Consider the following 24,864-nt stretch of genomic DNA (forward strand, 5'->3'; position numbering starts at 1 on the left):
CCTCAACCAGCGAGACGAGCCACCACGTCGGCAACGGCCTGCAGGAACACCGGGCGCCACCGCTCGACGTCGAACACGACCGAGGCGTGCCCACCGGGCGCCTCGAAGACGGCGGCATCCGGGATCGCTGCCGCCAGCGCGCGCTGACGCGCGGTCGCAATGGCGTGGTCGCGGGCGGTGACGACCACGGCGGTCGGTACGTCGATCTCCCCGAGCCACGGGCGGGCGTCGAAGCTGCCCAGCACGCCGAGCACCTCCGGCAGCGCCCAGGCGCTCGTGCTGCGGAACTCCCGCCACGCCCAGGTCGACATCTCCCGTCCAGCCGGCTCCGGCTCGGACAGGGAGGCGCGGACCTCGCCCACGCGCGCGCGGTAGCGGTCACGGAACCTGTCGTTGGCCGCGCCGAGCACCGGGTAGAACATCGCGTCCCCCCGGTTGGCGTTCCAGCACGCCGAGGTCGAGGCGAGCACGAGCCCTGCCGTGCGCGCGCCGTGCCTGCGCCAGAACATCTGCGCCAGCGCGCCACCCATCGAGTAGCCGACCGCGACGACCGCCGGGATCCCCAGCGCGTCGAGCACGGCTGCCGCGTCGTCGACACACTCCTCGAGCGAGAACCGCTCCGAGACGATGCCCCGCCCGTGCCAGCGCTGGTCGAGCATCACGATGCGGTGGCTCCCCCGCAGCTGGTCCAGCGTGCTGAACCAGGTGAGGTACGACGTCGTGGCCAGCCCGTGGAACAGCAGCAGCGTCGGAGCACCCGGGTGGGGCGCGCCGGTGTCGACGACGAAGACCTCGCCCCGTCCGGGCAGGTCCAGGAAGCGGCCCTCGGGCAGGTCCGGCAGCGCCGGGAACCGCTGCGTGCGACGGATGCCGGTCCGGACGCCGTACACGGCGACCTTGCCGCCGGCGCGGGCGGTGACGTACGAGCCGCGCAACGCGTGTCGTCCGGCGGACTTCATCACTCGGGTGGTCAAGAAATCTTCCTTCGACGGGTCTTGGTCCGCGCGACGGGCGCGAGGTCGAGCTCGGCCAGCGCCGCGGGGAAGTACGACGCCAGCACCTGCACGTCCGGAAGCAGGTCCGGGCAGGCGAGCAGCGAGAAGTTCATCCGGTCGACGTAGGACCAGACGGTGACGTTGAGGCCGATGCCGTCGACGAGCGGGCCGACGCTGAACAGGTCGGCGAGCCGGGCGCCGCCGACGGTGGCGGGTTCCCGGGGACCGGGCACGTTCGACACGATCGCCGAGAAGGCGGCGGGATGCCACGAGGCGGCACGCAGTCGCGAGTAGGCGCCCACCAGGGCAGCGAACGGCCGCGGCGGGGTGAACTGCGACCAGTCGGCGAGGATCGTCGTGCCGAGCCGGGCCTGGATCCGCTTGGCGGCCGAGGTCGTCTCGGAGATCTTGCGGAGGCGGGCGACCGGGTCGTCGACGTCGGTGGCCAGCGTCGTGAAGAGGTTGGAGACGCGATTGCCGCCCAGGCGGGGTACGGCGTCGCGCTCGTCGGCGCTGACCGGCACGCCGGCCAGGAGTGAGGACGAGGGACGCTCGTCGTGGTCGGCCATCCACCGGCGCAGTGCTCCGGAGACCGTGGCCAGGACGACGTCGTTGAGGGTGACGCCTTCATGCTGCACCCGGATCCGCTTGAACTCGGCCAGCGGCAGCGTCACGGTCGCGAAGGACCGCAGCGGAGTGAGGGCCCCGTTGAACGAGACCCGCGGGGCGTGCAGCACCGGCACCGGCGTCCTGGCTCCCGCGCGACGCTCGCGCAGCACACCGAGGATGCCGAGCAGGGTGCGCAGCAGCAGCCCGGGGATCGTGGTGATCTGCTGGGCGGCGTCGGCCCACGCGTGCCGGACCAGGTTGACCCGGCTGGGCAGCCGGTCGGTCGTGGCGTACTCCTCCTGCACCGCCTCGGGTGCAGCAGCGGACCGGACGTCCGTGACGTTGGCGAGCAGCGCGTTGGCCGCCGCGCCGTCGGCCAGCGCGTGGTGCATCTTGCCGACCACGGCGACCTTGTCGCCCTCGAGTCCCTCGCAGTAGTGCAGCTCCCACAGCGGACGATCACGGTGCAGCGGGGTGCTGGCGATCATCCCGATCAGCCGCTCGAGGTCCCGCATGCTGCCGTCCCCGCCGATGCGGTGGCGGCGGATGTGGTGCGGCACGTCGATCCGTTTCTGGGTCACCCACACCGGGTGGTTGAGGCCGAACGGCACCTCGACGACGCGGCGGCGCAGTGGCGGCAGTCTCTTGAGGCGGGCCAGCATGCCGGCGACGAAGGAGTCGTAGGTCAGGCTCTCGTCGGCGTCGAGGATCGCGATCTTGAGCGTGTGCATGTGCACCGACGGGGTCTCCATGTAGAGGAAACCGGCGTCGATGCCCGTCATCCGCTCGATGGCCGGCCGGACCGGACGGGTGCTCATCGGGTCGCCGCCGGCAGGTCGCGGACCATGATCTTGCCCGACGCGTTCCGCGGCAGCGCGTCCAACTGCACCACCTCGCGCGGCACCTTGTAGCCGGCCAGCTGCGAGCGCACGTGGGCCTTGAGGTCGTCGCCGGTGACGGGGTCGTTGACGCTGTCGGCGAGCGCGACGTAGGCCACCAGGCGCTGGCCGAAGGCCTCGTCGTCCACTCCGACGACCACGACCTCCCGCACCGCGGGATGCGCGCCGAGGACCTTCTCGACCTCGATCGGATAGACGTTCTCGCCGCCCGACACGATCATGTCGTCGTCGCGACCGACGACGTAGAGCCGGCCCTCGGCGTCGAGGCGGCCGACGTCGCCGCTGACCATGTAGCCGTCGATGAAGTCCTTCTCCGCGCCGGCCGTGTAGCCGTCGAAGGGCGAGGCGCCGCGGACCAGGATCCGGCCGACCACGTCGGTGGCCACGTCACGGCCCTGGTCATCGATGACCCGCAGCAGGGTGCCTCGCACCGGCTTGCCTGCCGTGTCGGGCGCGTGCCGCAGGTCGGCCGGCTGCGCCACGCTGATCTGGCCGGCCTCGGTCGCGTTGTAGCTGTTGTGCACGACGTCCCCGAACCGGTCCATGAACGCCAGCACCGACTGCGGGCGCATCCGCGAGCCGCTCGCCGAGACGAAGCGGAGGGTCGGCAACGAGTACTTGTCGAGGACCGCCGCAGGCAGGTCCATGATCCGCTCCAGCATCACCGGCACCACGCTCAGCGCGGTCGCCCGGTGCTGGTCGACCAGGGCCAGCGTGGCCTCGGGGTCGAACTTGCGGCGGGTGACGACGGTGCAGGACATCGTGGCCGCGATGACCAGCTGCCCGAAGCCCCAGGCATGGAACATCGGGGCAGCGACGACAGCGGTCTCGCCGCCGCGCCACGGGATCAGCTCGAGCATGCCGGCGAGCTCGTCGGCTCCCCCGCCGCTGCGTCGCGCACCCTTCGGGGTGCCCGTCGTGCCGGAGGTGAGGAGCACGACCCGGCCGCGCGTCGCGGGCTTCGGCGGCGTCTGGCCGGCGCTGCTGTCGATCAGGCCCTCGATGCTCAGGACCCCCGTGGAGACAGGTGATTCGGTCCAGCCGAGGACCTCGATGAGTCCGTCGATCCGCGAACGTGCGTCGGCGACGACGTCGGCGAACTCCTCGTCGTAGAGGATCACCCGGGCACCCTCACGCTCGAGGACGTCCGCCAGCTGCGGGCCGGAGAAACCGGTGTTGAGCAGCAGCGCGCTGCCACCGAGACGGGAGTTGGCGAGCAGTGCGTCGACGAAGCCGCGGTGGTTGCGGCACAGGATGGCCACGGTCTCGACAGGGCCCCCTGCGACCGCCAGCAGGCCCGCTGCCAGTGCCGCCGAGCGGTCCTGGAGGTCCTGCCAGCTCAGCGTGCCGCGCTCGTCGATCAGCGCCGGGCCCTTCGGGCGTCGTACGGCGGCGAGGGCGAAGCTGGTCGTCGCATTGGTGCCCTGCTCACGCAGGACCCGGACCAGCCGGACGTACTTCGCCGGGCTCATCGGCACCAGCATCCGGCTGCTGACGAGCATCCTGAAGACCCACAACTGGGTGCGCAGTCGTCGGAGCATGCTGGTCACCGGGGTCATCCCAGCACCGGGAAGCGCCGCTTGGCCGCCAGGGCGACGAGCGCGTCCTGCATCCGGTCACGCACGACGCGGTCGACCTCGACCAGGTCGGGTTCGGGGCCGAACTCGGCCTCGATGTCGATCGGGTCGAGCACCCGGGTGGTGATCTTGGTGGGCAGCGGGAAGTTGAGCGGCGCCGGCACGAGACCGAACGGGAAGCCCACTCCGATGGGGAAGAGCTCGGTCCGCATGATCTTGCGCAGCGGCGAGTGGCGTCCGATCCATTCCCCGCGGGTGAGGAAGAACTGGGATTCCTGGCCACCGATCGAGACCACCGGCACGACCGGGACGCCGGCGTTGAGCGCGGTGCGGAGGTAGCCAGTGCGTCCGTTGAAGTCGACGACGTTGGCCCGGCGGGTCGGGCGGAAGGTGTCGTAGTCACCGCCGGGGAAGACGATGGTGACTCCGCCGGAGGTGAGGATCTCGTGCGCCGTCTCGCGGGTGGCGTTGACGAACCCGAACTTCCGCATGACCGGGCCGGCCACCCCGGTGAAGAGCATGTCGTGGGCCAGGCAGTACAGCGGGCGCTCGGCGCCGAACGCGTCCGCGAAGGCCACCGCGATGATCGGGACGTCCATCGGCATCAGGCCGCCGGAGTGGTTGCCGACGATGAGCGCACCGCCCTCGGGGACCTTCTCCATGCCGCGCACGCTCGAGCGGAAGTAGGCCTTCATCGCCAGCTTGAGTGCCGGCAGCACGGTGGCGACGTACGACGGGTCGCGCCCGTCCAGCGCGCTCCGCTCGCTCATGACGCCGGCTCCCCCTGCGCCGACTTCCACTGCGCGGGGTCCTGGCGTAGCCGGTCGACCACCGTGGCGAGCACCAGCGGGTTGGCGACCATGCCGACGTGGCTGCTGAGCACCTCGACGTTCTCGGCGATCGGATCGGTCGAGGGATCCACGGTGCAGCCCTGCCACGGCACGATGCCGTCGGTCTTCGACCACACGGCGGTCAGCGGCACCGGCACCGGGCCCCGGAGCTGGTCGATGATCGCGCGGGCGTTCGGGGCGATGCCGTGCTTGTCCTTCGACTTCTCGAACATGCCGGTGGCGCGGGTGCGCTCGCCCTCGGCCCGCCAGGGCGAACCGAGGCAGACGACCTGCCGCACCTGGTCCGGGTTCTCGTGCGCCAGCCAGCGGGCCAGCACGCCACCGAAGCTCCACCCGACGATGCTCACCGGCTCGTCGTAGCGGCTCGCGATGTCGGCGAACCGCTTCGGCAGGCCGGTGACGATCCTGTCGGTGAGGCCGTGGTTGGTGCCCAGGCCCCAACCGTGGACGTTCCAGCCGCGCTGCGCGAGGTGAGCCCGGAGCCGGCCGGTGAGCTTGTCGTGGGCCGAGAACCCGGGCAGGACCAGCACGGGCCTGCCCTGGCCGAGGTCACGGTCCGGCAGCACGCCGGCGGCGAGGTCGATCAGTCGCGAGGAGCCGTACTCCACCGTCCAGCGCGGGAGCTCGAGCAGGAGCAGCGCCCGATGCGGCGCGCCCGATCCGCCGGCGCCCCCTGCACCGTGGTCACCTTCGAAGTCGTACACCCTGCCCAAACCCCCAAATATAGAACAAGTTCTAGTTTTGGAGAGTATGACCTCCCACCGCGATCAACGGCAAGGCTGAGCGATGCAGATCACCTACGGCGCCCGGTGAACGCCCAGGCAACATCCAGGGTCAGCGACAGGCCCAGGAGGTCGAGCTCACGGTCAGGGTGCTGCCCGACTTGGTGCGGATGACCGCCTTGACGGCGCCCGTCGAGGCCGGGTCGATCCCGGTCAGCGTGTACGACGTCCGCTGCAGCCCGCTCCCGGTCAGGACCGCCCGGCGCACGCCGTTCACGTACAGCGTGATCTTGGCCGCTGCGGTCCGCGCGCGGCTGGTGAACGGGAGCCGGACCCGGTTCAGGGTGCAGTCGCGGTGGTCGACCGAGACGTAGCCGAGCCCGTTGCCGGACAGTGACCGACGGGTGCCGACCGGAATGATCGCCGCGAAGCCCTCGAAGATCGAGGTGGACTGCGTCGGCGCGGTCGAGCCGGGCGGGACGTTGGTCCTTGAGCCGGCCTGCGCGCCCATGGCATACCACCCGGACGGAACCAGAACCGTCGCCGACCTGCCCGGAGCGATCGCAACGCGACCGGATCCGTCCATGCGCTGAGCCTCCAGGGAGCCGATGACCTCGCCCCGCCCACGGACGGTGCCCCCGAGGACGAGCCAGGACTTCTTCGTGACGGCGACATCGAACGCCGCCGTGCTGCCGTTGGTGGCGTAGCTGATGCTGCACGGCGATGCGCCGGACGGCGTCAGGGAGACGGCGTTGGAGATGCTCACGTCGACGCGGGAAGCACCGCGAGAATCCGTCGTGACCTTGCCGCGGCTGACCGCGATGCCACGGACCTTGCTGGAGCCCAGGACCCCGGAGCGGTCCAGGTTCTGGGTGCGCCACGCGCCGTCAGCCGGAATCGACCGCGTCGATGGTCCGGCGCCGGAGATCGCCGCCGGGCAGTCGGCAACACTCCCACCGCGCACGATCTTCTCTCCGACAGCCAGGTCGGAATCACCGACTGCCGCCTGAGCCGGTGCGGGGTGCACTCCCAGGCCCAGCGCCAGGAGTCCGGCAGCGCCCGCGCTTGCCCAACGACGAACTGCCATTTTTCCCACTCCCGAGATCCCTGTGTGGCCGCTGACGACTGTCACGGCTTGCGCCGCAAATTACCATTCCGCCGCGTCCGCCGAGCAATGCGGCGCGGGGCGGAGCGGACGCGGGCCACCGGCCCGAGGTGCCACAGGCGCCGACCGAATCTCCGGACCCGCGCACCGATCCGGTCCCGGCCGGCACGCCACGGCACCGAGGCCAGCGAGAAGCGGGCCGCGATCCGGCGCCACCAGGGCGTCGCCTTGCGGATCCGCTTGAGCGCCGTGCCCACGTCAGCCCAGTAGGCGCTGGCCTCCTCGAGGCTCGGCTCACCGTCGCCGTAGACGTGGCGGTCGGCGGTGTGGGCCAGCGACACGACGGGTACGGCGTCGTACCGGCCGGCAGCGGCGTAGGCACTCTCGCGACGGGTGGCTCCCGGCGTCGGCCGGACACCGAGGTCGCGCATCCGGTCCGCCAGCTCCCGCCACGCGCCCGTCAGGCGGACCGTCGGGTCGGCCGACCTCCTGCGCTTGCGGCGGCGCAGGAACTTGAAGAGCAGCACGCCCCACAGTGGTGAGAGGAGCAGCGCGACCTTGCCGACGTTGAACAGGATCGCGAGGACGGTACCGAGCACCTCGAGGATGTCGACCCCGTCGCGCTTGCCGTCGCCCTGCTGCAGGTTGTCGCTCGCCTCCTTGGGCTCGCCCGGGACGCGGGGCGGCTGGAGGACCTGCGGCTGCGGCTCCTCGTTGGGGTCGTCGTTGGGCCGGCGCAGCTTCTTGTTCTCCTGCGGGGTGGGCTCGAACGCCACCCAGCCGACGTCCTTGAGCTTGACCTCGGTCCACGCCGTCATGTGCTCACCACGGACCGCTCCCCCACCCGGCGGCACCTTGAAGCCGATGACCACCCGGATCGGGAGGCCCATCTCCTGGCCGATGAGGGCCATCGCGGCGGCGTACTGCTCGGCGTTGCCGGCCGGTGTCGGTGTCTTGGCCAGCACCGCCAGGCGGCTCGCGCCGTGCCCGGCCGGGACGTAGTCGTCCTCGCCATCGGAGTAGTACCCGTGCTCGCGGAAGGCGTCGCGCAGGAACAGCGCGATCGGGCCCGCCGGCCCGCCGCCGAAGCCTGCTTCGGTCTGCCAGCGCTGGACCCGGTCCCTCAGCTCCTCGGGCACGACCTTCGCCACCGGCAACGACACCGAGGCGTCCGCACCCAGGAGCGTGACCTGCTCGTCGACGACCTGCGGCTCCACGGCGGCCTCGACCTGGAACGTCGTGCCCGGTTGGACGCCGCCGATCTGGGCGACCGTCCCGGTCTGCCGGTTGATGACCAGCTCGCTGGCCGCGTCGCCGTCGGTGCGGCCGTCCTTGACCGGCGTCATGGACAGGGTCTCCCCGATGCTGGGCACCCACACGCCGGTGTAGCCGTCGATGGTGATCGTGCCGCGGGTCGTTGCCTTGAGGTTGGCGTCCGGATCGTTCCGCAGGCGCCGGAAGGTGCCGGAGTCGTGGGGCGAGCCCGGACCGCCGGACACGTTCCACACGATGCCGTCGTAGTAGTCCATGACCGCGAGCCGCACCAGGGTGCCGCTCTCGAGGCCGTCGACGGTGAACAGCTGGGCGGTCTTCCCGTCGCCCTTCTTGTACGCCCGGAACTTCGACAGCGGGCTCGGGTAGTCACGCGGGTCGAACGGGGTGTCCACGTGGTCGCGCAGCACGACCCGGTTGCCACCCGGGTCGGACAGGGCGGCGAGACCGGTGGCGACACCGCCCGCGAGGCCGACGACGACCAGCGTCGAGAGGATCCGGCGCCCCCATCGAGCCCGGACGTTGCGCAGCGAGCGCCAGCGCAGCCAGACCACACCGACCGCGGCGAGGGCGAGGCCGCGGGTCAGCACTGCCTCGGCCTGGATGTCGCCGAAGGCCGCGGACATCAGCAGCACCAGGACGAGGACCAGGCCGGCCAGTCCCGGCCACCGCGACCGCCACAGGAGCACGGCGGCGAGCAGTCCGCCGCCCAGGCCGATCACCAGCGGCACGATCAGCACGACGCCGTTCTCACCGAGCGGCGCCGGAAGGGTCAGGGACTCACGCCAGGAGTGCGCCAGGCCGATGACCAGGTCGCGCAGCGAGTCGGCCGTCGGGATCACGCCGTTGCGGGCCCGCGTCGGCAAGGCGACCCCGGAACCGACCGCGAGGTACGCGGCGACGGTGACGATCGCGGTGACCCACGGACCCCAGCGCCAGCGGGCGCCGAGCCAGGCGATGGCGACACCCAGGACGAGTCCGATCACGACGGCGGCCAGCCAGCGGCTGCCGAGGTAGACCTCGCCCAGGGACCAGGCACACAGCGTCCCAAGGCCGACGACGAGGAGCGCGTCGATGACGGCCAGCCGCCACGACGGCATGGCGCCGCGCCGGCGACCCTCGGCGACGAGCAGCATCGGACCACTGCTGCTGAGGTCGTCGCCCTCGCGGACGCGCGGCCCGGCGGGGTGCGGCGGGTGCGGCGGGGGTGCCGCAGGCGGAGGGAAGGTGGGGGTACTCATGATGGGGTCCCCGCGAAGTTTTCGGAGGAGCGAAGCGGAGGAGAAAAGCTTCGTGGGGTAATCATGCGGAGACCCGTCGTACGGCGACGCCGAGCTCTTCGAGCCGCCCGACCGTCGCGACCGCGAGGTCACCGAGCCACCGCACCGACGGCTCCTGGCCGACGAGGCAGCGCATCGCGATCACCCGGGTGTCGACGGGCAGGTACTGGCGGGCGCGGCGCAGGTCGGTGATGGTCACGCCGGAGCCGACGCACAGCACCATCACGCTCGCGGAGAGCCCGTCACCGCTGAGGCGACGGGAGACGTCGACCAGTCGGCCGGCCTTCCAGTCGTAGGCGAGTCCGGACAGCCCGTCGAGGAACCGCTGCGCGCCTCCCGAGGGCAGCGTCCCGTGGGAGGACACGGCGCTGAGCTGCTGGCCGTCGGCGAGCGCCTGCGTCCCGAGCGAGCCGGCGACCGAGATCGCCATCTCGAACTCGTCGTCGTTGGCGTAGTCCTCCAGCCGCGAGCTCACCATCGTGAGCAGGTGCGAGCGGCGGGTCTCCTCGAACTGGCGGACCATGAGGGTGCCGGTCTTGGCGCTGGACTTCCAGTGGATGTGGCGGCGGTCGTCGCCGGGGACGTAGCCGCGCAGCGCGTGGAAGGAGACGTCGTTGTCCGAGATCTTCGGGACGGTGCGGCCCTCGAGGTCGCGCACCAGGCCGGCGGCCGACCCGTCCACCCGCAGCGTCTTCGGGTGGACGTAGAGGGTGTCCATCCGGTTGAGGTGCCGCTCGCGGCGCAGCAGCCCGAGCGGATCGGAACGCACCGCCACGACCGGGCCGACATCGAGCACGGCCCGATGGGCGGTCGGGATGGCGAAGAGCTCCTCGTGCATCGCGCCCGGCGCCAGCGCCGGGAGCTCGAAGGCAGCGCGACCTGCGCCGACCGGGAACTCGACGACGAGCGAGCGTGAGCGCCGCTGCGTCGGATTGGTCAGCGACAGGTAGCCGTTGGCCCGCTCCCCCACGATCACCCGCTCGCGCGCGAGGTCCAGGCGCGCCACCAGTGGCTGGCGCCCGACCACGAAGAAGATGGCGAGGAGCAGCACCGCGATCAGGAAGATCCCGCCGATCACCAGCTCGCGCCAGCGCAGCAACGGCCCGGCGACGACCAGCGCGATCGCCAGCAGCGCGACGATCCAGCCCGCGGCGGTGACCGTCTCGGTCACGGGCCGGGCCACCTCGCGCACCTTCCGGGTGCGCTCGACCATGCCGTCGCGTACGGCGCCCGCGACCGCCTGGCGGCGACGGGAGAGATCGGAGAGCGAACGGCGCGCGCCGGCCACCCACGAGCGGGGACTCATCGACTCAACGACCAACCGGCTCCAGCGGCACCGACACGCGCTCGAGGACACGTCGTACGACGTCCTCGGCCGTCGTACCCCGGAAGTCCTCCTCGGGGTCGAGGACCATCCGGTGCGCGAGGACGGGAACGGCCAGGGTCTTCACGTCGTCGGGGACGACGTAGTTGCGGCCGTACGACGCCGCCCAGGCCCGGGAGGCCCGCATCAGGGCGAGTCCGGCGCGGACGCTGGTGCCGAGGACGACCTCGGGTGCTTCACGGGTGGCCTCGGTGATGCTCGAGATGTACTCGATGACCGCGGGCTCGACGTGGACCTGCTGGGCGAGCTGGATCATGGCGAGGACGTTGTCGCCGGTGATGATCGGGCTGACCACCGCCGCGGCCTTGCCCTTGGGTGCGTTCACGAGGATCCGGACGGTGTTCTCGTGGTCCGGGTAGCCGAGCGACGTCTTGATCAGGAAGCGGTCGAGCTGCGCCTCCGGGAGCCGGTAGGTGCCGGCCTGCTCGATGGGGTTCTGGGTGGCGATCACGATGAACGGCTGGCCGACCGCGTGGGTGATGCCGTCCACGGTGACCTGGTTCTCCTCCATGACCTCCAGCAACGCCGACTGCGTCTTGGGCGAGGCCCGGTTGATCTCGTCGGCGAGAACCACGTTCGAGAAGATCGGACCCTTGTGGAACTCGAACTCCTGCGAGCGCTGGTCGAAGATCGTCACGCCGGTCACGTCGCTCGGCAGCAGGTCGGGCGTGAACTGGATCCGGTGGTGGTCGCCCTGGATCGTCTGCGCGATCGCGCGTGCCAGCGACGTCTTGCCGGTCCCGGGGTAGTCCTCCAGGAGGAGGTGCCCCTCGGCGAGGAGGGCGACGAATGCCAGCCGGACGATCTCGGGCTTGCCCAGGATCGCCTGCTCGACGTTGGCGACGAGCTGGGCGAAGGTCTGCGAGAACCACTCGGTCTGTTCGGTGGTGAGCGACATGGTGTCCTTTTCTTGCGCTGGTTCCGGCACGGGTTCGGGCACCGGATGGGGCAACGGATGGGGCAACGGATGGGGCTAGCGTGAATCTGTTCGTTCGAGGCCGCTGGTGCTGACCGTGGCGGAGCCCGAACCGGTGAAGCGACAGTTGTTGCCACCGACCCGGTAGTCGAACGTGCCGTTGACGTCGCGGTTGTAGGGATCGCAGTTGTCGGCGTTGACCACGGCAAGGCCGCTGATCGAGATCGTCGCGGCGCGGTTCTCCTTCACGAACCCGTCGCCCCAGACGTGGATCCGGCATCGGCCGACGACGCAGTTATCGCTCACGCTGATCCCGAAGTCCTTGGCCTTCGACGTGCCGGTGATCGTGATCCAGTCGCTGTACTTCCGGTCGCCGTCGGCGGCCGACGACACCGTTCGGACGTCGATGGACCTGGTCGCGCCACCCTCGGGGACGTCCGGCCGGTAGTGGAAGCCGGAGGTCTGGTCGACCCAGGCGCCGCCGTCCACCCGGTACTGGACCCCGGTGACGGGCATGCCGTTCTCGTCGCCCGCCGTCACCCTGAGGTCGACCTGGTAGTACTCGCCGCTCGTGCTCGACGTGTTCTCGGGGACCTCGGGCTTGCCCCAGGTGAGGATGTCGCCGAGGGTGTCATTCTGTCCCTCGACGGCACGGTCCCCGTTGTAGGTGACCGCCCACACGGTGATCGTGTGCCGCCCGTTGTCCGGGAACTTGATGGGCGTGCCACCGGACGGGGCCGAGCCGACCGTGGTGCTCCACCCGGTGCTGCTCTGCACCACGTAGTGGTGGATCCGCAGGCCACCGTCGTCGGCGGGCGCATCCCAGGCGATCGTCGCGGTCATGTCGGCCGGGGACGATCCGACCTCCCTCAGGCCGCGGACCGGACCGGCCTTGGTCCACGGGCGGCCCGAGACGCTGGGGCTCTGGTCGCTGGTGCCCGCATCGTTCCTCGCTGCGACCGAGAGCGTGACGGTCTCGCCCTTGCGGATGCCGTCGTTGGTGTCGAACGTCTTCGAGGACGTGGTGGCGGGGACCTCGTAGGTCGAACGCGCGCAACCCGAGCAGTTGATGACGTACGTCGAGACCGCGTTGCCGTTGCTCTGCGACTCCGACCACTTCGACCAGTCGATCCGCACCCAGGGCTGCTGGGTGAAGATGTCGGCCTCACTCGCCGTCAGCTGGGGTGCGCTGCCCGACCGCAGGGGGACACCGAAGGGAGCGACGGCCTTGGAGGCACCGGAGAAGTCACGCCGCGGCTCGACCTCGTTGACCGCGCGGATCTCGAAGGCGTACGGGATCCCGTTGGTCAGCCCGGGCACCGTGTACGAGGTGGCGCCGCCCTGTGCCTGCCAGGTGGTGCTGCCGCCGGCTTCCTTGATCTCGTACGACGTGATCGGCGAGCCCTCGTTGTTGGGCGGCGTCCAGCGCAGCGTGAGCTGCCGGTCCATCCGGCCGCCGGTGGGCTTCGACTCGACCACGATGGTCGGTGGCGTCATCAGGTCCGGCGCCTTGTTGGGGGTGATCTCCTCCGACGCAGGGCTCTCCTCGCCCCAGCCGACGGAGTTCTTCGCGCGCACGGTGAACGTGTAGGAATCCCCCGGGGTCAGGTCGGTCAGGCGGCAGGTCGTTGCCGGGCAGCTCCGCTTGTAGCCGCCGGACCCGATGACCTCGTACTCCTCGATGGCTGCACCGTTGGCCTCGGGTTCGCGCCAGGACAGCACCGCCGAGGAGGCCTCGACCGACGACAGCACCGGACGTGCGGGTGCTTCGGGCACGTCGAGCACGACCACGTAGATGCGCGCAGCGACGTCGCGGTCGCGGTCGTCGGAGGCATCGGACACGGTGACCTTGACCGTGGACCGGCCCGAGCCGTTCGGGGTGAACGAGACGGCGGAGCCGTCGACCTTCAGGCCCGACAGCCGGCCGTTGCCCTCGATCTTCGGGTCACTGACCTTGATCGGCTCACCCTCGAAGGGATTCACGGCGTAGTCGGCGATGTCGACGGACATCGACTCGCCCTTCTTCCCCGTGACATTGATGTCCGGCACCGTCAGCAGCGGCCGGTCCGAGCCCACGACACGCACCGTCACGGTTGCTTCGTCGGTGCCGCCCTCACCGTCGTCGGCGACGACCTTGACCTTCAGCACCTCGCCGTCATCGGCACTGGACGTGATGGACAGGACGCTGTCGCCCGGCTGGATGTCGGCCGACAGCCCGGGGTCGGCGGAGGCCACGGTGTAGGTCATCGCGTCGAGGTCGCCCTCGTTCGCGTCCCTGGTCAGGCCGGACAATTCGACCTCGGCCGGGTCGCCGTCGGCGGTGACGTCGACCGCCGCGTCGCGCATCGTGGGCGCGACGTTGCCGACCGGCTTGACGTCGATCGGGATCGTCAGCAGTGACGTGAGGGCGGCATCCTCGGCCGCGGTCTTGCCGTCGCTCACGCCGACGGTGACCGACGCCGGCCCGACGTGTCCGCGGTTCGGAGTGAAGGACAGCGACGTGGGCGCACCCTTCACCGGGGAGGCAGCACCGTTCACGGCGCTCGGCAGGGTGCCGGTCTCGAGCCGGGCCTGGCGACCGGCGCGGGTGATGACCAGGTCCGTCAGGTCGAAGACGAGCGTCTCGCCCGCATCGACCTCGACGGGGATCAGGTCCTTGTCGGTCGTCAGCTGCGGCGGGACGTTGTCCGTGCCGGTGACGAAGATGACCCCGAAGGTGCCGGTGGACTGGTCGTCGGCGTCATCGAGGCGGTAGAGCACGACCTGGTCCTCGGCCGTGAGCGTGACCTGGACCGTCGTGTCGTCGTCGGTCACCTCGCAGGAACCCTTGCTGCCGGCGTCACAGTCGCTGACGCGCAGGTCGGCCTTGGCGCCGTCGAAGTCGAGGTCGTTGTCGAGCACGTCGATGTCGACCGTGTCGCCGGGGTCGCGGCCGATGATGTCGCCCAGCTCCGCCACGTCGTCGCGCGCGATCGGGGCGTAGAACGGCGCGTCCTTGCTCGCCGAGACCTTGAGCACCGCGTTGTCCCGGGAACCGGCGGCGTCCTCGATCGTGTAGCCGACGTTGGTCGCCTTCGCACCCGTGTCGGGTGCATCACCGATCGGGACCTCGATGAACCCGTTCTCGTGCTTGACGTCCGTCGGGTTGAGCTCGTCGATGCGCAGCGGGTCGTCGTCGGGATCGACGTCGTTGGTGAGCACGTTGTAGGAGATCGTGCGGTTCGGCTGGACCAGGACGGTGTCGTCGAGCGCGACCGGCGGCTGGTTCTCGACCTCTTCGGGTACGACGCCGACCCGCACCTCGGCGATGCCCTCGGCGCCGTACTTGTCCTGGACCCTGATCTGGAAGAAGTCGGTGCCGGTCTTGCCCTCGAACGCCTCGTAGCGGATCCAGTCCACGCCGGTGTCGAGGATCCGGCCGTTCTGCGGAGCAGCGACGATGCTGCGGAACGCCACGGCGTCACCGTCGGGGTCGGCGCCGATCAGGTCGACCGAGATCACCTTGGGCCGGCCGCTGATGACGCGGTCGATGATGGGCTGCGGCAACGGCGGGTGGTTGTTCTTCGCGGAGTCGGCGACGACGTAGATGCTCACCTCGGCGCTCGCCCTGAGCCCGTCGTCGTCGCGCACGCCGTAGAAGACCGAATAGCTGCCCGGTTCCTCCGGTGCCCGCAGCCGCAGCGTGTCGCCGGCCACCCAGACGTCGAGGTCCTGGTCGTTGCGGAGGTCGTCCTGGAACAGCCGCGGCTTGCCGCCGTCGGAATCCGAGTCGTTGCCCAGCACCGGGATCGTCGTGACGGACCCGGCGCGCACGGTCACCTGGTCCTTGTTGGCGACCGGATGGCGGTTGGCCTGGTCGGACCGTCGCTGGGCCACCACCAGGTGCCCCACGGTGGAGCTCTTGCCGTCGGACACGACGTACTCGACCGTGGCCTGCTGACCGATGATGTCGTTCGCCGAGCTGACGACGGCGAGCCGCTTGTCGACGATCGACACCTTCACGCCCGGGATCGAGGGCCGTCCGATCCGCTTGACCACCAGCACGTCGCCGTCGGGATCGAGGTCGTTGAGCAGCAGGTCGACCTGCGCCGTACCGCCGGGGCTGATCGTGGCCTTGTCGCGAACCGCGACCGGTGGCCGGTTGTCCTTGGGTGGGGACTCGATGTCGAGGCGGATGAACGACGACCTGGTCGCCGACGAGTTGTAGGCGGAGTACTCCAGGTAGTAGCTCCGGGCCCGGGACGACTTGAAGGTGAAGGTGCCGGACTCGAGGTCCTTGGAGATCTGGGTGCCCTCGTCGTTGCCGATCACCTTGACGCTCTTCAGCGTGAGGTCGCGCCCCTCGGGGTTCCGGTCGTTCGTCAGGGGCTGGACCACGACCTGGGCGCCCGCGACGCCGGAAGCGAGGTCGGCAACGAGCTCGGGTGGTGCGGTGTCGCCGAGCACCTGGACGGGCAGCTTCCCCTGGATCACGTCGAAGCTGTCCTCGATCGTGTACTCGATCTCGGTGACCTTCGCTCCGGCCCCGGTGTCGGAGAACGTGATGGTGCCGTCCGGCCGGAACTCGACCTCGCCGCCGCGCGCCCTCGCGTCGGCCAGCGTGAGGTCGTCGCCGTCCGCGTCGAAGTAGTCCGCCAGCACGAAGTAGTTCGACGTGGCGCCGCGGGCGACCTTCAGCCGGGGCTTCCGGTCAGGCATCATCTTCGGCGGCGTGTGCTGGGAGTCCTTGCGGATGGTCAGCCGGACCTCCGCGAAGCGCTCCTCGTTCACCCGCCCGTCGCTCACGTAGTAGCGGAAGACCGAGGTGCCCTCGGCGTCCGACGGTACGGCGACCTGGAACTGGGTTCCGCCGCCGACGATCTTGACCTCGTACTCCGGTCCGCTGACGTGCTGCGTCTTGGAGATGCTGATGATGTCGCCGTCGGGATCATGGTCGTTGAGGGCGACCACGGGCAGCACGGTCGCCCGACCCGGGCGCGCTCCCAGGTCGTCGTTCTCCGGCTCGGGTGGCCGGTTCTCCTGGTCCGGGATCTTCTCGGTCGTCTCCTTGAGCTCCGACCGGTTCTGGTTCTCGGGGGCGACCTGGGGCCAGTTGTTGATCTTGGCCTTGCCGGGCTCCTGCACCAGCCAGCTGTCGCCGGTCCTGGCGTCGTTGAGGACCACGACGTCGCGATTGACCCGGAACCGGAGGTCGGCACCGGGCTGCATGCCCGGGATCGGCGTCTTGTCGTCGAACCTGTTGTTCTCACAGTCGCGCAGGTAGTTGTCCTGCGAGGTGGGGTCGGCCCAGGCCGCGTACACGCACTCCGCGCTGTCCAGCACGACCGGCGCCGCGGGCGCGCCGGCGACGGCGCCGCGACTCGTCTTCACCAGGTCCCCGCCCTTGAGCGGAGTCACGAAGAGGCCCTCGCGGGTCGCGACGTACACGGCCTCGCCGTCGCCCGAGGGCTGTTGGAGCTCGACCAGGGTGGTGTCGTCCGTCGGCAGTGCGACCGGGTCGGCACCGGGTCGCGTCAGCTCGTTCTCCGGGCGGTTGAAGAGGACCGGGGTCTGGCCGACGACGGTCAGCGTGACGAGCTCCGGGTCGGTGGGCAGGACGCCCTCGCCGCCGAGGTCGATCTCCTCGTCGGCGACCGCCTCGCCGTCCTCGATCGTGAACGGGGTGACCCGGCCCTCGCGATCGAGCACGTAGGCCCGACCGTCGGTGCCGACGGCCGCGGAGAGGGCGTTGGTGATGTCGGGCTTGCTCGTCTTCGGCGAGAAGCTCGAGAACTGGTCCTCCGGGCGGATCCAGGCCTTGCCGCTGAGGTAGTCGACCACCGCGAAGGTGTCGCCGCCGTGTGCGACGACAGCTCCGGTCGTCAGCGACGTGGGCTCCTTGACGGCGGCGAAGGCGACGTCGACGGGCTTGATCGAGCGATCCGTCGAGGCGTCGTCGACGAAGAGGCTCGTGGCGCGCTGGAAGATGTCGAACCGGGTGCTGCCGGCGTCGACGCCGAGGTCGAGCTCCTTGATCTGCGGGTTGAGCCGGGCCACCAGGCCGAGGTCGTTGTTGGTGACCCACACGCCGCCGTCGTTCAGCTCGACCTCGGTGAACGGCTTGCCGTCGTACCGGTAGGCGAGCACGACGAGGGTGCCGATCAGCAGCGCAAGTGCTGACGCGGACGCGGTCCTGCGCCACCGGCGCCTCGTGGGGTGCTTCATTCTCCCACCACACAGACCGACTTGGAGAGCGGCGAGGCCTGGCCCGCGGCGCGGGAGACGGCCACCTGGAGGCAGACCGTGGCGTCCTTCTGCACAGTGAGGGTCCTGTTCGTCTCCGACGTGTACTCGGCGTCCGTCACATCGACACCATCGCCCGTGAACACCAGCTTGAACTCGTCGCCTTCGCGGGGCTCGACCTGCTCCCAGCGGAACGTCCAGCGGGTTCCGTTGCCCGACTTGCTCACCACTGGTGCCTCGGGCACGTCGATCGCCTCCACCGGGTCAGCGGGTGCCTCGCCCCGGATCGGTCCCGTACTCTCGTCGCCACCACCGGAGTCTCCCGCCACGAGCGCGTACCCGACGCCGGCCACGATCGCGGCGACGACGACGCCGATCGCGATCCGGGCCGGCAGACCGAGCTTCGTTGCTTCCTCACGGCGAGGTGCGGTACGACGGCCGGAGTGCCCGTCCGTCTCGACCGGCGCTGCGCCCGGGATGCGGGTCACCTCGTCGAACGCCGGCTGCACCGGCGCCGGGCGGGCGCTGACCGCGGCCGGGATGATCACCGAGACCGGGCGGATCAGGGTGCGCGCATCGTTGGGGTGCTCCTCCACCAGGGCCGACGGCGAGGCGTCCATGACCTCGAGCCGCGTGGGCGACTGGCGCAGCTCGATCTGCACGTCCTGCAGCTGGCGGCCCAGCGCCATCGCGGAGACGGGACGCTTCTGGACCTGCAGCGACATGCCCCGCCGCAGGATGTCGACGAGGGAAGCGGGTACGTCGGGCCGACGCAGTGGCGTCAGCTGACCGCGCTCGATGCGGGAGATCAGGTTCGCGTTGTCGTTGGGGCCCTCACGGCGTTCGAACGGCGAGTGCCCGATGAGCAGCGAGTAGAGCGTCGCGGCCAGGGAGTAGACGTCGCTGCGGACGTCATGGCTGTCGGCCGACAGCGACTCCGGGGCCGACCACGGGATCGACAGGCCCTGACCGGCGGCGCCGGACTCCCCCACGACCGACGCGATGCCGAAGTCCGTCAGCAGCGGGACGCCGAACGTGCTGGTGAGGATGTTGTGCGGCTTGATGTCGCGGTGCAGGATCCCGGCCCGGTGGGCGGTCTCGACGGCACTGGCGACCTTGACCCCGATGTCGAGCACCTCGCCGACCGGGAGCGGCTGGGCGCGGTAGCGCTGCGCCACGTGCGGCGGCGGGCAGAACTCCATGACCAGGAACGCGCGACCGTCGGAGCTCACCCCGGCCTGGTAGATCGGCACGATCGAGGGGTGGTTCGACAGCTGGGCCATCACGTTGGCCTCGGCGCGGAACAGCTCGAGCGAGCCGGTGTCACTGCCGCTGCGCAGCACCTTGATCGCGACCTGTCGGGTCGGCAGGTCCTGCTGGTAGCGGAAGACGTCGGCGAAGCCACCTTCACCGACGCGGTCGATGAAGGTGAAGCCCGGGATCTCTGGCGCCTGCATGTCAGCGTCCCGGGGCCGGGACGACGGTGGCCGTCAGTCCCTTGGACAGGGTGAGGACGTCACCGATGGAAACCTCGGTGGCGACACCGGGCGGGAGCGGGATCGGCGGCCGGCCCGGACGCGTGAGCAGGGTGCCGTTGGTCGAGGTGTCGGTGACGGTGATCCGCGCGCCGTCCGCCGCGACCTCCAGGTGCGTGCTGGAGACGTACGGGTCGTCGACCGTGACCAGGGCGGGAAGGTTGGCGCTGCCGCCGACCTGCTGCACCCGGGGGCTGCGGCCGATCAGCACCCGCCGGCGGACCTGGACCACACGTCCGGTGGAGAGCTCGAGGGAGATCATCGGCCGTGCCGGCTGCGTGGGCGTGATGACGGTCGCCGCCGGTTGGCCCTCCCGCATGGCCTGCATCTGGGCCGAGGTGATCGTGCGGCCGTCGTGCTCCGGGGAGGGATCGCCCGCCTGCGGGGTCGGCGGAACGTACGGCGGCGGCATCGGTGGCGTCGGTGGCGTCGGCGGCGTCGGCGGTGTCGGCGGTGTCGGCGGAGTGACGGCAGCGGGCGCCGGCACCCGGAACACGGTGTGCTCGTGGGCGGGCTCGGCAGCCACCGGCTCGGCGACCGGCTCGGGTGCGACCGGCTCAGCCGCCACCGGCTCGGGAGCGGGCGTCGTACTCACGACGGGACGCCAGGTGAGACCGCCGCTGCGCACGACACCGCCCAGCAACGGCAGGGCCGGGCCGGTGGGGCGCGCGCCGATCGGGACCACCTCGATGACGGCGCCGGCGGCCAGCGGCGCCGATGCCTCGTTCCAGGTGGTGGCGTCGGTGCCCTCGACACGGAACCCGTCGACGCAGACCGCGAACGCGCCACGGACCAGGATGCGGGCCTCGGACCGGTCGATCCGTACGGCGGCGAAGTCCGGCAGCTCGCTCAGCACACCCCGCGAGAGGACCTCGACGACCGTCAGCGGCTCGAGCCCACGCTCGGCGAGCGCCGCGACCTCGCTGAGTCGATCGCCCGTAGCAAGAACGACACCCTCGTCCGTGACGAGGGTGGCGAGGTCGCCGGCGACGTACGTCGTCATGCCTGCTCCCCCTGCGTCGGGCGGGTGTCCTCGTCGGGACGCTCGGGTCCATGGTCGACGTCGACCACGACGACCGTCACGTTGTCGTGGCCGCCGGCGGCGACCGCCGCTTCGATCAGCGTGCTGACCGTCAGCTCGGGCGACAGCCGCTCGGACATGATGTGGAAGATCGCGATGTCGGACAGCTCCGAGGTCAGGCCGTCGGAGCAGAGCAGCAACCGCGACCCGGGAACCGCCGGGACGAGGGAGAAGTCGGCCTCCGAGGCCGTGAGCGCGCCGATCGCCCGCGTGACGACATGGCGCTCGGGGTGCCCGAGCGCCTCCTCACGGGTGATCTGGCCCGCGTCGATCAGCTCCTGGATCACCGAGTGGTCCTTGGAGATCTGGTCGAGCACGCCCTCGCTGAAGCAGTAGGCACGGGAGTCGCCGATGTTCGCCAGCAGCCAGTAGCCACGGCCGTCCTCCAGGACGTACGTCGCGGCGACGAGGGTCGAGCCGGGCGCCGAGGTGAACTCGGCGGCGAGTGCGCCGACGCTGCGTTGCGCCGCACCGATGGCGGCCTCGACGTCGATGGGCTGCACGTCGCGGGCAGCCAGCGGTTCGAACGACTCCGCGACCAGTCGGCTCGCCACGTCGCCGCGGGCGTAGCCACCCATGCCGTCGGCGACCAGGAAGACCGGCGGGGCGACCAGGGAGGAGTCCTCGTTGACCGTCCGGACCCGCCCGGGATGGCTCCCGGCGGCGTACACGAGACGGGTCGCGAAGTCAGCGGACGACCACGTGTCCGCTCCCGTGACGTTGACCCGCACCTGCTGTCCCCCCGAGACGCCCCTCTTGTACCCGTCCATTCAACGGGATCCCTTGGGCGTCAGCCTAACGCGGGGACCCCTGCGTCAACTGGCCTTCAGCGGACCCAGCGGATTGCCGGCCGGAATCGTTGCACAGTTGTCGGGCGCCGGAGTGCCTGCGAAGCGGGCGTTCAGCCAGCTGATCGCCTCGGGCAGCCAGAACGGGACCGACAGGAAATGGCTGAGCGGGTACTCGCGGTGGGTGACCTTGACGCCACCGGAGCAGTACTTCTTCGCGAGGGTCCGGACGTCGCCGGCGACCATCACGCCGTCGCCCCGCTGCTTGCCGATGGTGCCCTCGAGCTCACCGACCGTGCCCTGCCCGATGAGCATCGGGACGGTCGGGTTCGGGCGGGTGCCGAGGTTCAGCTGGTTGACCAGCTTCACGAAGATCGGGATCGTCGACGGGTCGACGTAGGCCGGCTTGACCAGCTTCTTCCAGCTCAGGCCCGGGTAGGCACCGAGCACCTGGATGATCGAGGCCTTCTGCATCTTGTCGTAGACCTCGATGCCGTACGCGTTGAGGTAGGGCCGCAGGTCGACGTTGAACGACCGGGCCACGCCGACGATGGCCATCGGCACGATGCCTGCCCACACGAGGCTGCTGTCGACGTACGTCAGGTTGGTCGCGGGACGCACCAGCACGCCGCCCTCGGCGGCACCGACGATCCGCTTGTTGATGTCGGGGGCGTACGACGGCGCGAGGACCGCGGCCCAGTTCGTGCCGATCGCGCCGCCGGAGTAGCCGATCAGGCCGATCTTCGCCGTGAGCGCGACGACGCCGGTGGCCGGCACCTTGAGGGTGGCGCGGAGCGAGTCGAGGGTGACCATGCCGTACTCGGGACCGGCAGCGAAGTCGGCCGTCGGGCCCTGGGTGTCGGACATGACGATGGCGTAGCCCTGCAGGAGGAACGGCACCATCATCGCGGTCTCGAAGTGCGCACCCATCCCGCCCGGGTTCTTGCCGCCGGCGACGGACCGGGACGGGCCGTCCTCGGGGTTCAGCGAGTCGTAGAAGGACTGGTAGGAGATCACCTTCGAGGTGACGCCGGTCAGCGGCTTGAAGACCGAGGTCACGCCGGCGACGGCCTGGCCGCGCTGGTTGGTCGTGCGGAAGACGATCTGCACGACCTTGAGCGGCAACGGGATCCCGGCGATCGAGTAGTTGACCGTGCGCTGCTTGAGGACCGCGCCAGGCGCGTAGTCGGCCAGCGGCTTGGCGCCGGTGTAGGTGAAGAAGGGGTCAGGCGTCGCGGCGGCGGACACGACGCGGTCCGTGGCACCGCCGGTGACCGTGGCCGCCTGCGCGGCCTGGCCCGCCGGTACCAGCGTCGCGAGCAGGGCGACGGCGGCCACGAGGGCCCACCCGCGCCGTCCGTTGCGTGACGTGTGGTCCATGTCCATCCTCCCAGCCCCGCGTGACGGTCGTCACGCACCCTCCGGCATGGTTGTTGACAGGTGTGTCACTTGTCAACGGGTTGCGGTGGGCACCCGCGCGCCCCGTCGGCATGGGTCCTCGCGTGGGTCCTAGGGTGGTGGGCATGGAAAAGCCTGAGATCGACTTCGTCGACCCCACCCCGCCCACCGACCTCGTGATCACCGACCTCACCGTCGGCGACGGCGCCGAGGCCACCTCCGGCAGCACCGTCTCGGTCCACTACGTCGGCGTCGCCCTGTCCACGGGCGAGGAGTTCGACGCGTCGTACAACCGCGGCACCCCGCTGCAGTTCCGCCTCGGCATCGGCCAGGTCATCGCCGGCTGGGACACCGGTGTGCAGGGCATGAAGGTCGGCGGCCGCCGCCAGCTCGTCATCCCGCCCCACCTCGGCTACGGCGACCGTGGCGCCGGCGGTGCCATCAAGGGTGGCGAGACCCTGATCTTCGTGGTGGACCTGCTCGAGGTCCGCTGACCGTTCGTTGATCTACCAGGGCAGGTTGTCCGGAACGTCGCCCTCGGCGACCCGGGCGGCCTGCCCTGCCAGTTCCACGACGTCCCCGGGGACGAGCTGGCGTCCACGCCGGGTCTCGACCTCGCCGTTGACGGTCACGAGGCCGTCGGCGATCGGCGGCTTGGCCTCGGCACCCGACTCGACGAGGTTCGCGAGCTTGAGGAACTGGCCGAGACGGATCGAGCCGTCCCGGATGCCGACGTCCTGGGGAGTTGCCACCCGCCCAGAGTAGGCCGGGGTGGGGTCGGCCGGTGAATCGCTCAGTGAAGGGCGACGGACACCGCGTGGATGAGTACGCCGACGAGGCCACCCACGATCGTGCCGTTGATCCGGATGAACTGCAGGTCGCGCCCGACGTGCAGCTCGATCCGCCGGGCGGCCTCCTTGCCGTCCCACCGCTCGATGGTGTGGGTGATCACGGCGGTCAGCTCGGCGCCGTACCGCTCCACGGCGAAGACGGCGCCGTCGGCGGCCATCTTGTCGAGCCGGTCGCGCAGCGCCGCATCGGACCGCAGGCGGGACGAGGCACCCTCGACCTCGACGAGCAGCCGACGTCGTACGGCGCCGTCGGGGTCGTCGAGCGAGGTCAGCAATGCCTTGCGGAGGGCCTTCCACATCGAGATCGCGGTCTTGAGCACGGCGGGGTGGTCGAGCACCCGGTCCTTGAGCCGCTCGGCGCGTTCCTGGGTGTCGGGGTTGACGAGCAGGTCCTCGGACAACCCGACGAGCATCGAGTCGAGCGCCTTGCGGGCACGATGGTGCGGGTTGACCTGGATCTCCTCGACCCAGCGCACCAGGTACCGGTGGGCACGTTCGACGACGACCTCATTGAGCCGTTCGGGCGCCCAGGCCGGCGCCCGCTCCCCGATGACGGCGTAGACGGTTTCCGGGTTGGCCACCAGCCAGCCGTGGATCTCGTCGATCATCAGGTCGACGAGACCGTGATGGAGGTTGTCGGCAAGTGCCTCGGAGAGCAGTCCGCCCAGCAGCGGCGCAATCGGTTCCTCATGGAAGCGCGGGACCAGCGCCTCGGTCACCAGCGCCTCGATGTGCTCGTCGCGGACCTTGCCGAGCGCGATGGCCGCGATCTCGGAGCCCTCGGTCACCACGCGTTCGGCGTTGGCCGGCACCGCCAGCCAGTCCCCCACCCGCTGTGCGACGCCGATGCCGAGCACCCGCTCGCGGATGATCTCCTCCTGGAGGAAGTTGTCGCCGACGAATTCCTCCAGGCCCTTGCCGAGGTCGTCCTTGCGCTTGGGAATGAGTGCGGTGTGCGGGATCGGGAGGCCGAGCGGGTGCTTGAACAGCGCCGTGACGGCGAACCAGTCCGCGATCGCGCCGACCATCGACGCCTCGGCGCCGGCATTGACGAACCCCCAGAACCCGTCGCGATTCAGGGTCGCGACGTAGACCGCGGCGGCGAACAGCAGGAGCGACACGGCCACCGTGCGCATCCGGCGCAGCGCACTGCGACGGATCTCGTCAGAGGACGGGTCGGTGGTGATGAGGGGACCGGACACGTCGCCATCCTTGCCTACGACACCCACGAAACCGGGCCGCGACCTGCGGAAACGAGAAGGGGCGGTCCCGCCCGAAGGCCGAACCGCCCCTGCGTGTCGTGGAACCCCCCAGTCACCGCAACACACCCAGCCCCTGTCGATCCGTTTCCGGCGCGGCACTGGCCTCTTGCCTGATCA

General features: G+C 70.5%; 17 protein-coding genes. 1 reads left to right on the forward strand and 16 read right to left on the reverse strand.

What is annotated here, in order from left to right:
• Window positions 1–2 precede the first annotated feature (2 nt).
• The 14 genes from ACOACQ_RS02375 to ACOACQ_RS02440 all read right to left on the reverse strand — a co-directional run bounded on the left by ACOACQ_RS02375 (window position 3) and on the right by ACOACQ_RS02440 (window position 22,616).
• The gene (locus tag ACOACQ_RS02375) at window positions 3–974 is read right to left on the reverse strand and encodes an alpha/beta fold hydrolase (RefSeq protein WP_420287517.1); all 972 of its coding nucleotides are present in this window, start codon (window positions 972–974) and stop codon (window positions 3–5) included.
• Window positions 971–2,422, reverse strand: coding sequence for a wax ester/triacylglycerol synthase family O-acyltransferase (locus ACOACQ_RS02380; protein ID WP_420287518.1), 1,452 nt, complete (start codon window positions 2,420–2,422; stop codon window positions 971–973). The genes ACOACQ_RS02375 and ACOACQ_RS02380 overlap by 4 nt, the downstream gene beginning before the upstream one ends.
• Complete coding sequence (locus ACOACQ_RS02385) at window positions 2,419–4,044, reverse strand: AMP-binding protein (protein WP_420287862.1); 1,626 nt, start codon at window positions 4,042–4,044, stop codon at window positions 2,419–2,421. The genes ACOACQ_RS02380 and ACOACQ_RS02385 overlap by 4 nt, the downstream gene beginning before the upstream one ends.
• Window positions 4,045–4,058: 14 nt before the next feature.
• Entirely contained in the window at window positions 4,059–4,850 is a 792-nt protein-coding gene (locus tag ACOACQ_RS02390) for a lysophospholipid acyltransferase family protein (protein WP_420287519.1), read from the reverse strand.
• Window positions 4,847–5,635, reverse strand: a complete 789-nt coding sequence (locus tag ACOACQ_RS02395; protein WP_420287863.1) for an esterase/lipase family protein — start codon at window positions 5,633–5,635, stop codon at window positions 4,847–4,849. Before ACOACQ_RS02395 ends, ACOACQ_RS02390 begins: the two co-directional genes overlap by 4 nt.
• A gap of 130 nt (window positions 5,636–5,765) precedes the next feature.
• Window positions 5,766–6,740 carry a hypothetical protein gene (locus tag ACOACQ_RS02400; RefSeq protein ID WP_420287520.1) on the reverse strand — a complete coding sequence of 325 codons (975 nt, stop codon included), beginning with the start codon at window positions 6,738–6,740 and terminating at the stop codon, window positions 5,766–5,768.
• Between the two features lie 41 nt (window positions 6,741–6,781).
• Window positions 6,782–9,271 (reverse strand): transglutaminase-like domain-containing protein, encoded by a 2,490-nt coding sequence (locus ACOACQ_RS02405; protein ID WP_420287521.1) that lies wholly within the window; start codon window positions 9,269–9,271, stop codon window positions 6,782–6,784.
• Between the two features lie 61 nt (window positions 9,272–9,332).
• Window positions 9,333–10,616, reverse strand: coding sequence for a DUF58 domain-containing protein (locus ACOACQ_RS02410; RefSeq protein ID WP_420287522.1), 1,284 nt, complete (start codon window positions 10,614–10,616; stop codon window positions 9,333–9,335).
• A gap of 4 nt (window positions 10,617–10,620) precedes the next feature.
• A complete protein-coding gene (locus tag ACOACQ_RS02415) occupies window positions 10,621–11,592 on the reverse strand; it encodes an AAA family ATPase (protein WP_378598573.1) in 972 nt (323 codons plus the stop codon).
• A 75-nt stretch (window positions 11,593–11,667) separates the two neighbouring features.
• Complete coding sequence (locus tag ACOACQ_RS02420; RefSeq protein WP_420287523.1) at window positions 11,668–17,814, reverse strand: Ig-like domain-containing protein; 6,147 nt, start codon at window positions 17,812–17,814, stop codon at window positions 11,668–11,670.
• The gene (locus ACOACQ_RS02425; protein ID WP_420287524.1) at window positions 17,811–19,289 is read right to left on the reverse strand and encodes a serine/threonine-protein kinase; all 1,479 of its coding nucleotides are present in this window, start codon (window positions 19,287–19,289) and stop codon (window positions 17,811–17,813) included. Before ACOACQ_RS02425 ends, ACOACQ_RS02420 begins: the two co-directional genes overlap by 4 nt.
• A 1-nt stretch (window position 19,290) precedes the next feature.
• Window positions 19,291–20,370: an FHA domain-containing protein gene (locus tag ACOACQ_RS02430; protein WP_420287525.1), complete on the reverse strand. Its 1,080-nt coding sequence runs from the start codon at window positions 20,368–20,370 to the stop codon at window positions 19,291–19,293.
• Window positions 20,367–21,218 (reverse strand): PP2C family protein-serine/threonine phosphatase, encoded by an 852-nt coding sequence (locus ACOACQ_RS02435; RefSeq protein WP_378598588.1) that lies wholly within the window; start codon window positions 21,216–21,218, stop codon window positions 20,367–20,369. The genes ACOACQ_RS02430 and ACOACQ_RS02435 overlap by 4 nt, the downstream gene beginning before the upstream one ends.
• Before the next feature lie 45 nt (window positions 21,219–21,263).
• Window positions 21,264–22,616 (reverse strand): lipase family protein, encoded by a 1,353-nt coding sequence (locus tag ACOACQ_RS02440; RefSeq protein ID WP_420287526.1) that lies wholly within the window; start codon window positions 22,614–22,616, stop codon window positions 21,264–21,266.
• A 143-nt stretch (window positions 22,617–22,759) separates the two neighbouring features.
• Between ACOACQ_RS02440 and ACOACQ_RS02445 the strand changes: the two genes are divergently transcribed.
• The gene (locus ACOACQ_RS02445) at window positions 22,760–23,128 is read left to right on the forward strand and encodes an FKBP-type peptidyl-prolyl cis-trans isomerase (protein ID WP_378598594.1); all 369 of its coding nucleotides are present in this window, start codon (window positions 22,760–22,762) and stop codon (window positions 23,126–23,128) included.
• A 12-nt stretch (window positions 23,129–23,140) separates the two neighbouring features.
• Here ACOACQ_RS02445 and ACOACQ_RS02450 read toward each other — a convergent pair whose 3' ends face one another.
• Window positions 23,141–23,386, reverse strand: a complete 246-nt coding sequence (locus ACOACQ_RS02450; RefSeq protein ID WP_420287527.1) for an RNA-binding S4 domain-containing protein — start codon at window positions 23,384–23,386, stop codon at window positions 23,141–23,143.
• A 41-nt stretch (window positions 23,387–23,427) separates the two neighbouring features.
• Complete coding sequence (locus ACOACQ_RS02455) at window positions 23,428–24,687, reverse strand: DUF445 domain-containing protein (protein WP_378598600.1); 1,260 nt, start codon at window positions 24,685–24,687, stop codon at window positions 23,428–23,430.
• Window positions 24,688–24,864 lie beyond the last annotated feature (177 nt).

Origin of the sequence: Nocardioides sp. CPCC 206347, assembly GCF_048654605.1 — a bacterium.
Lineage (GTDB): Bacteria > Actinomycetota > Actinomycetes > Propionibacteriales > Nocardioidaceae > Nocardioides.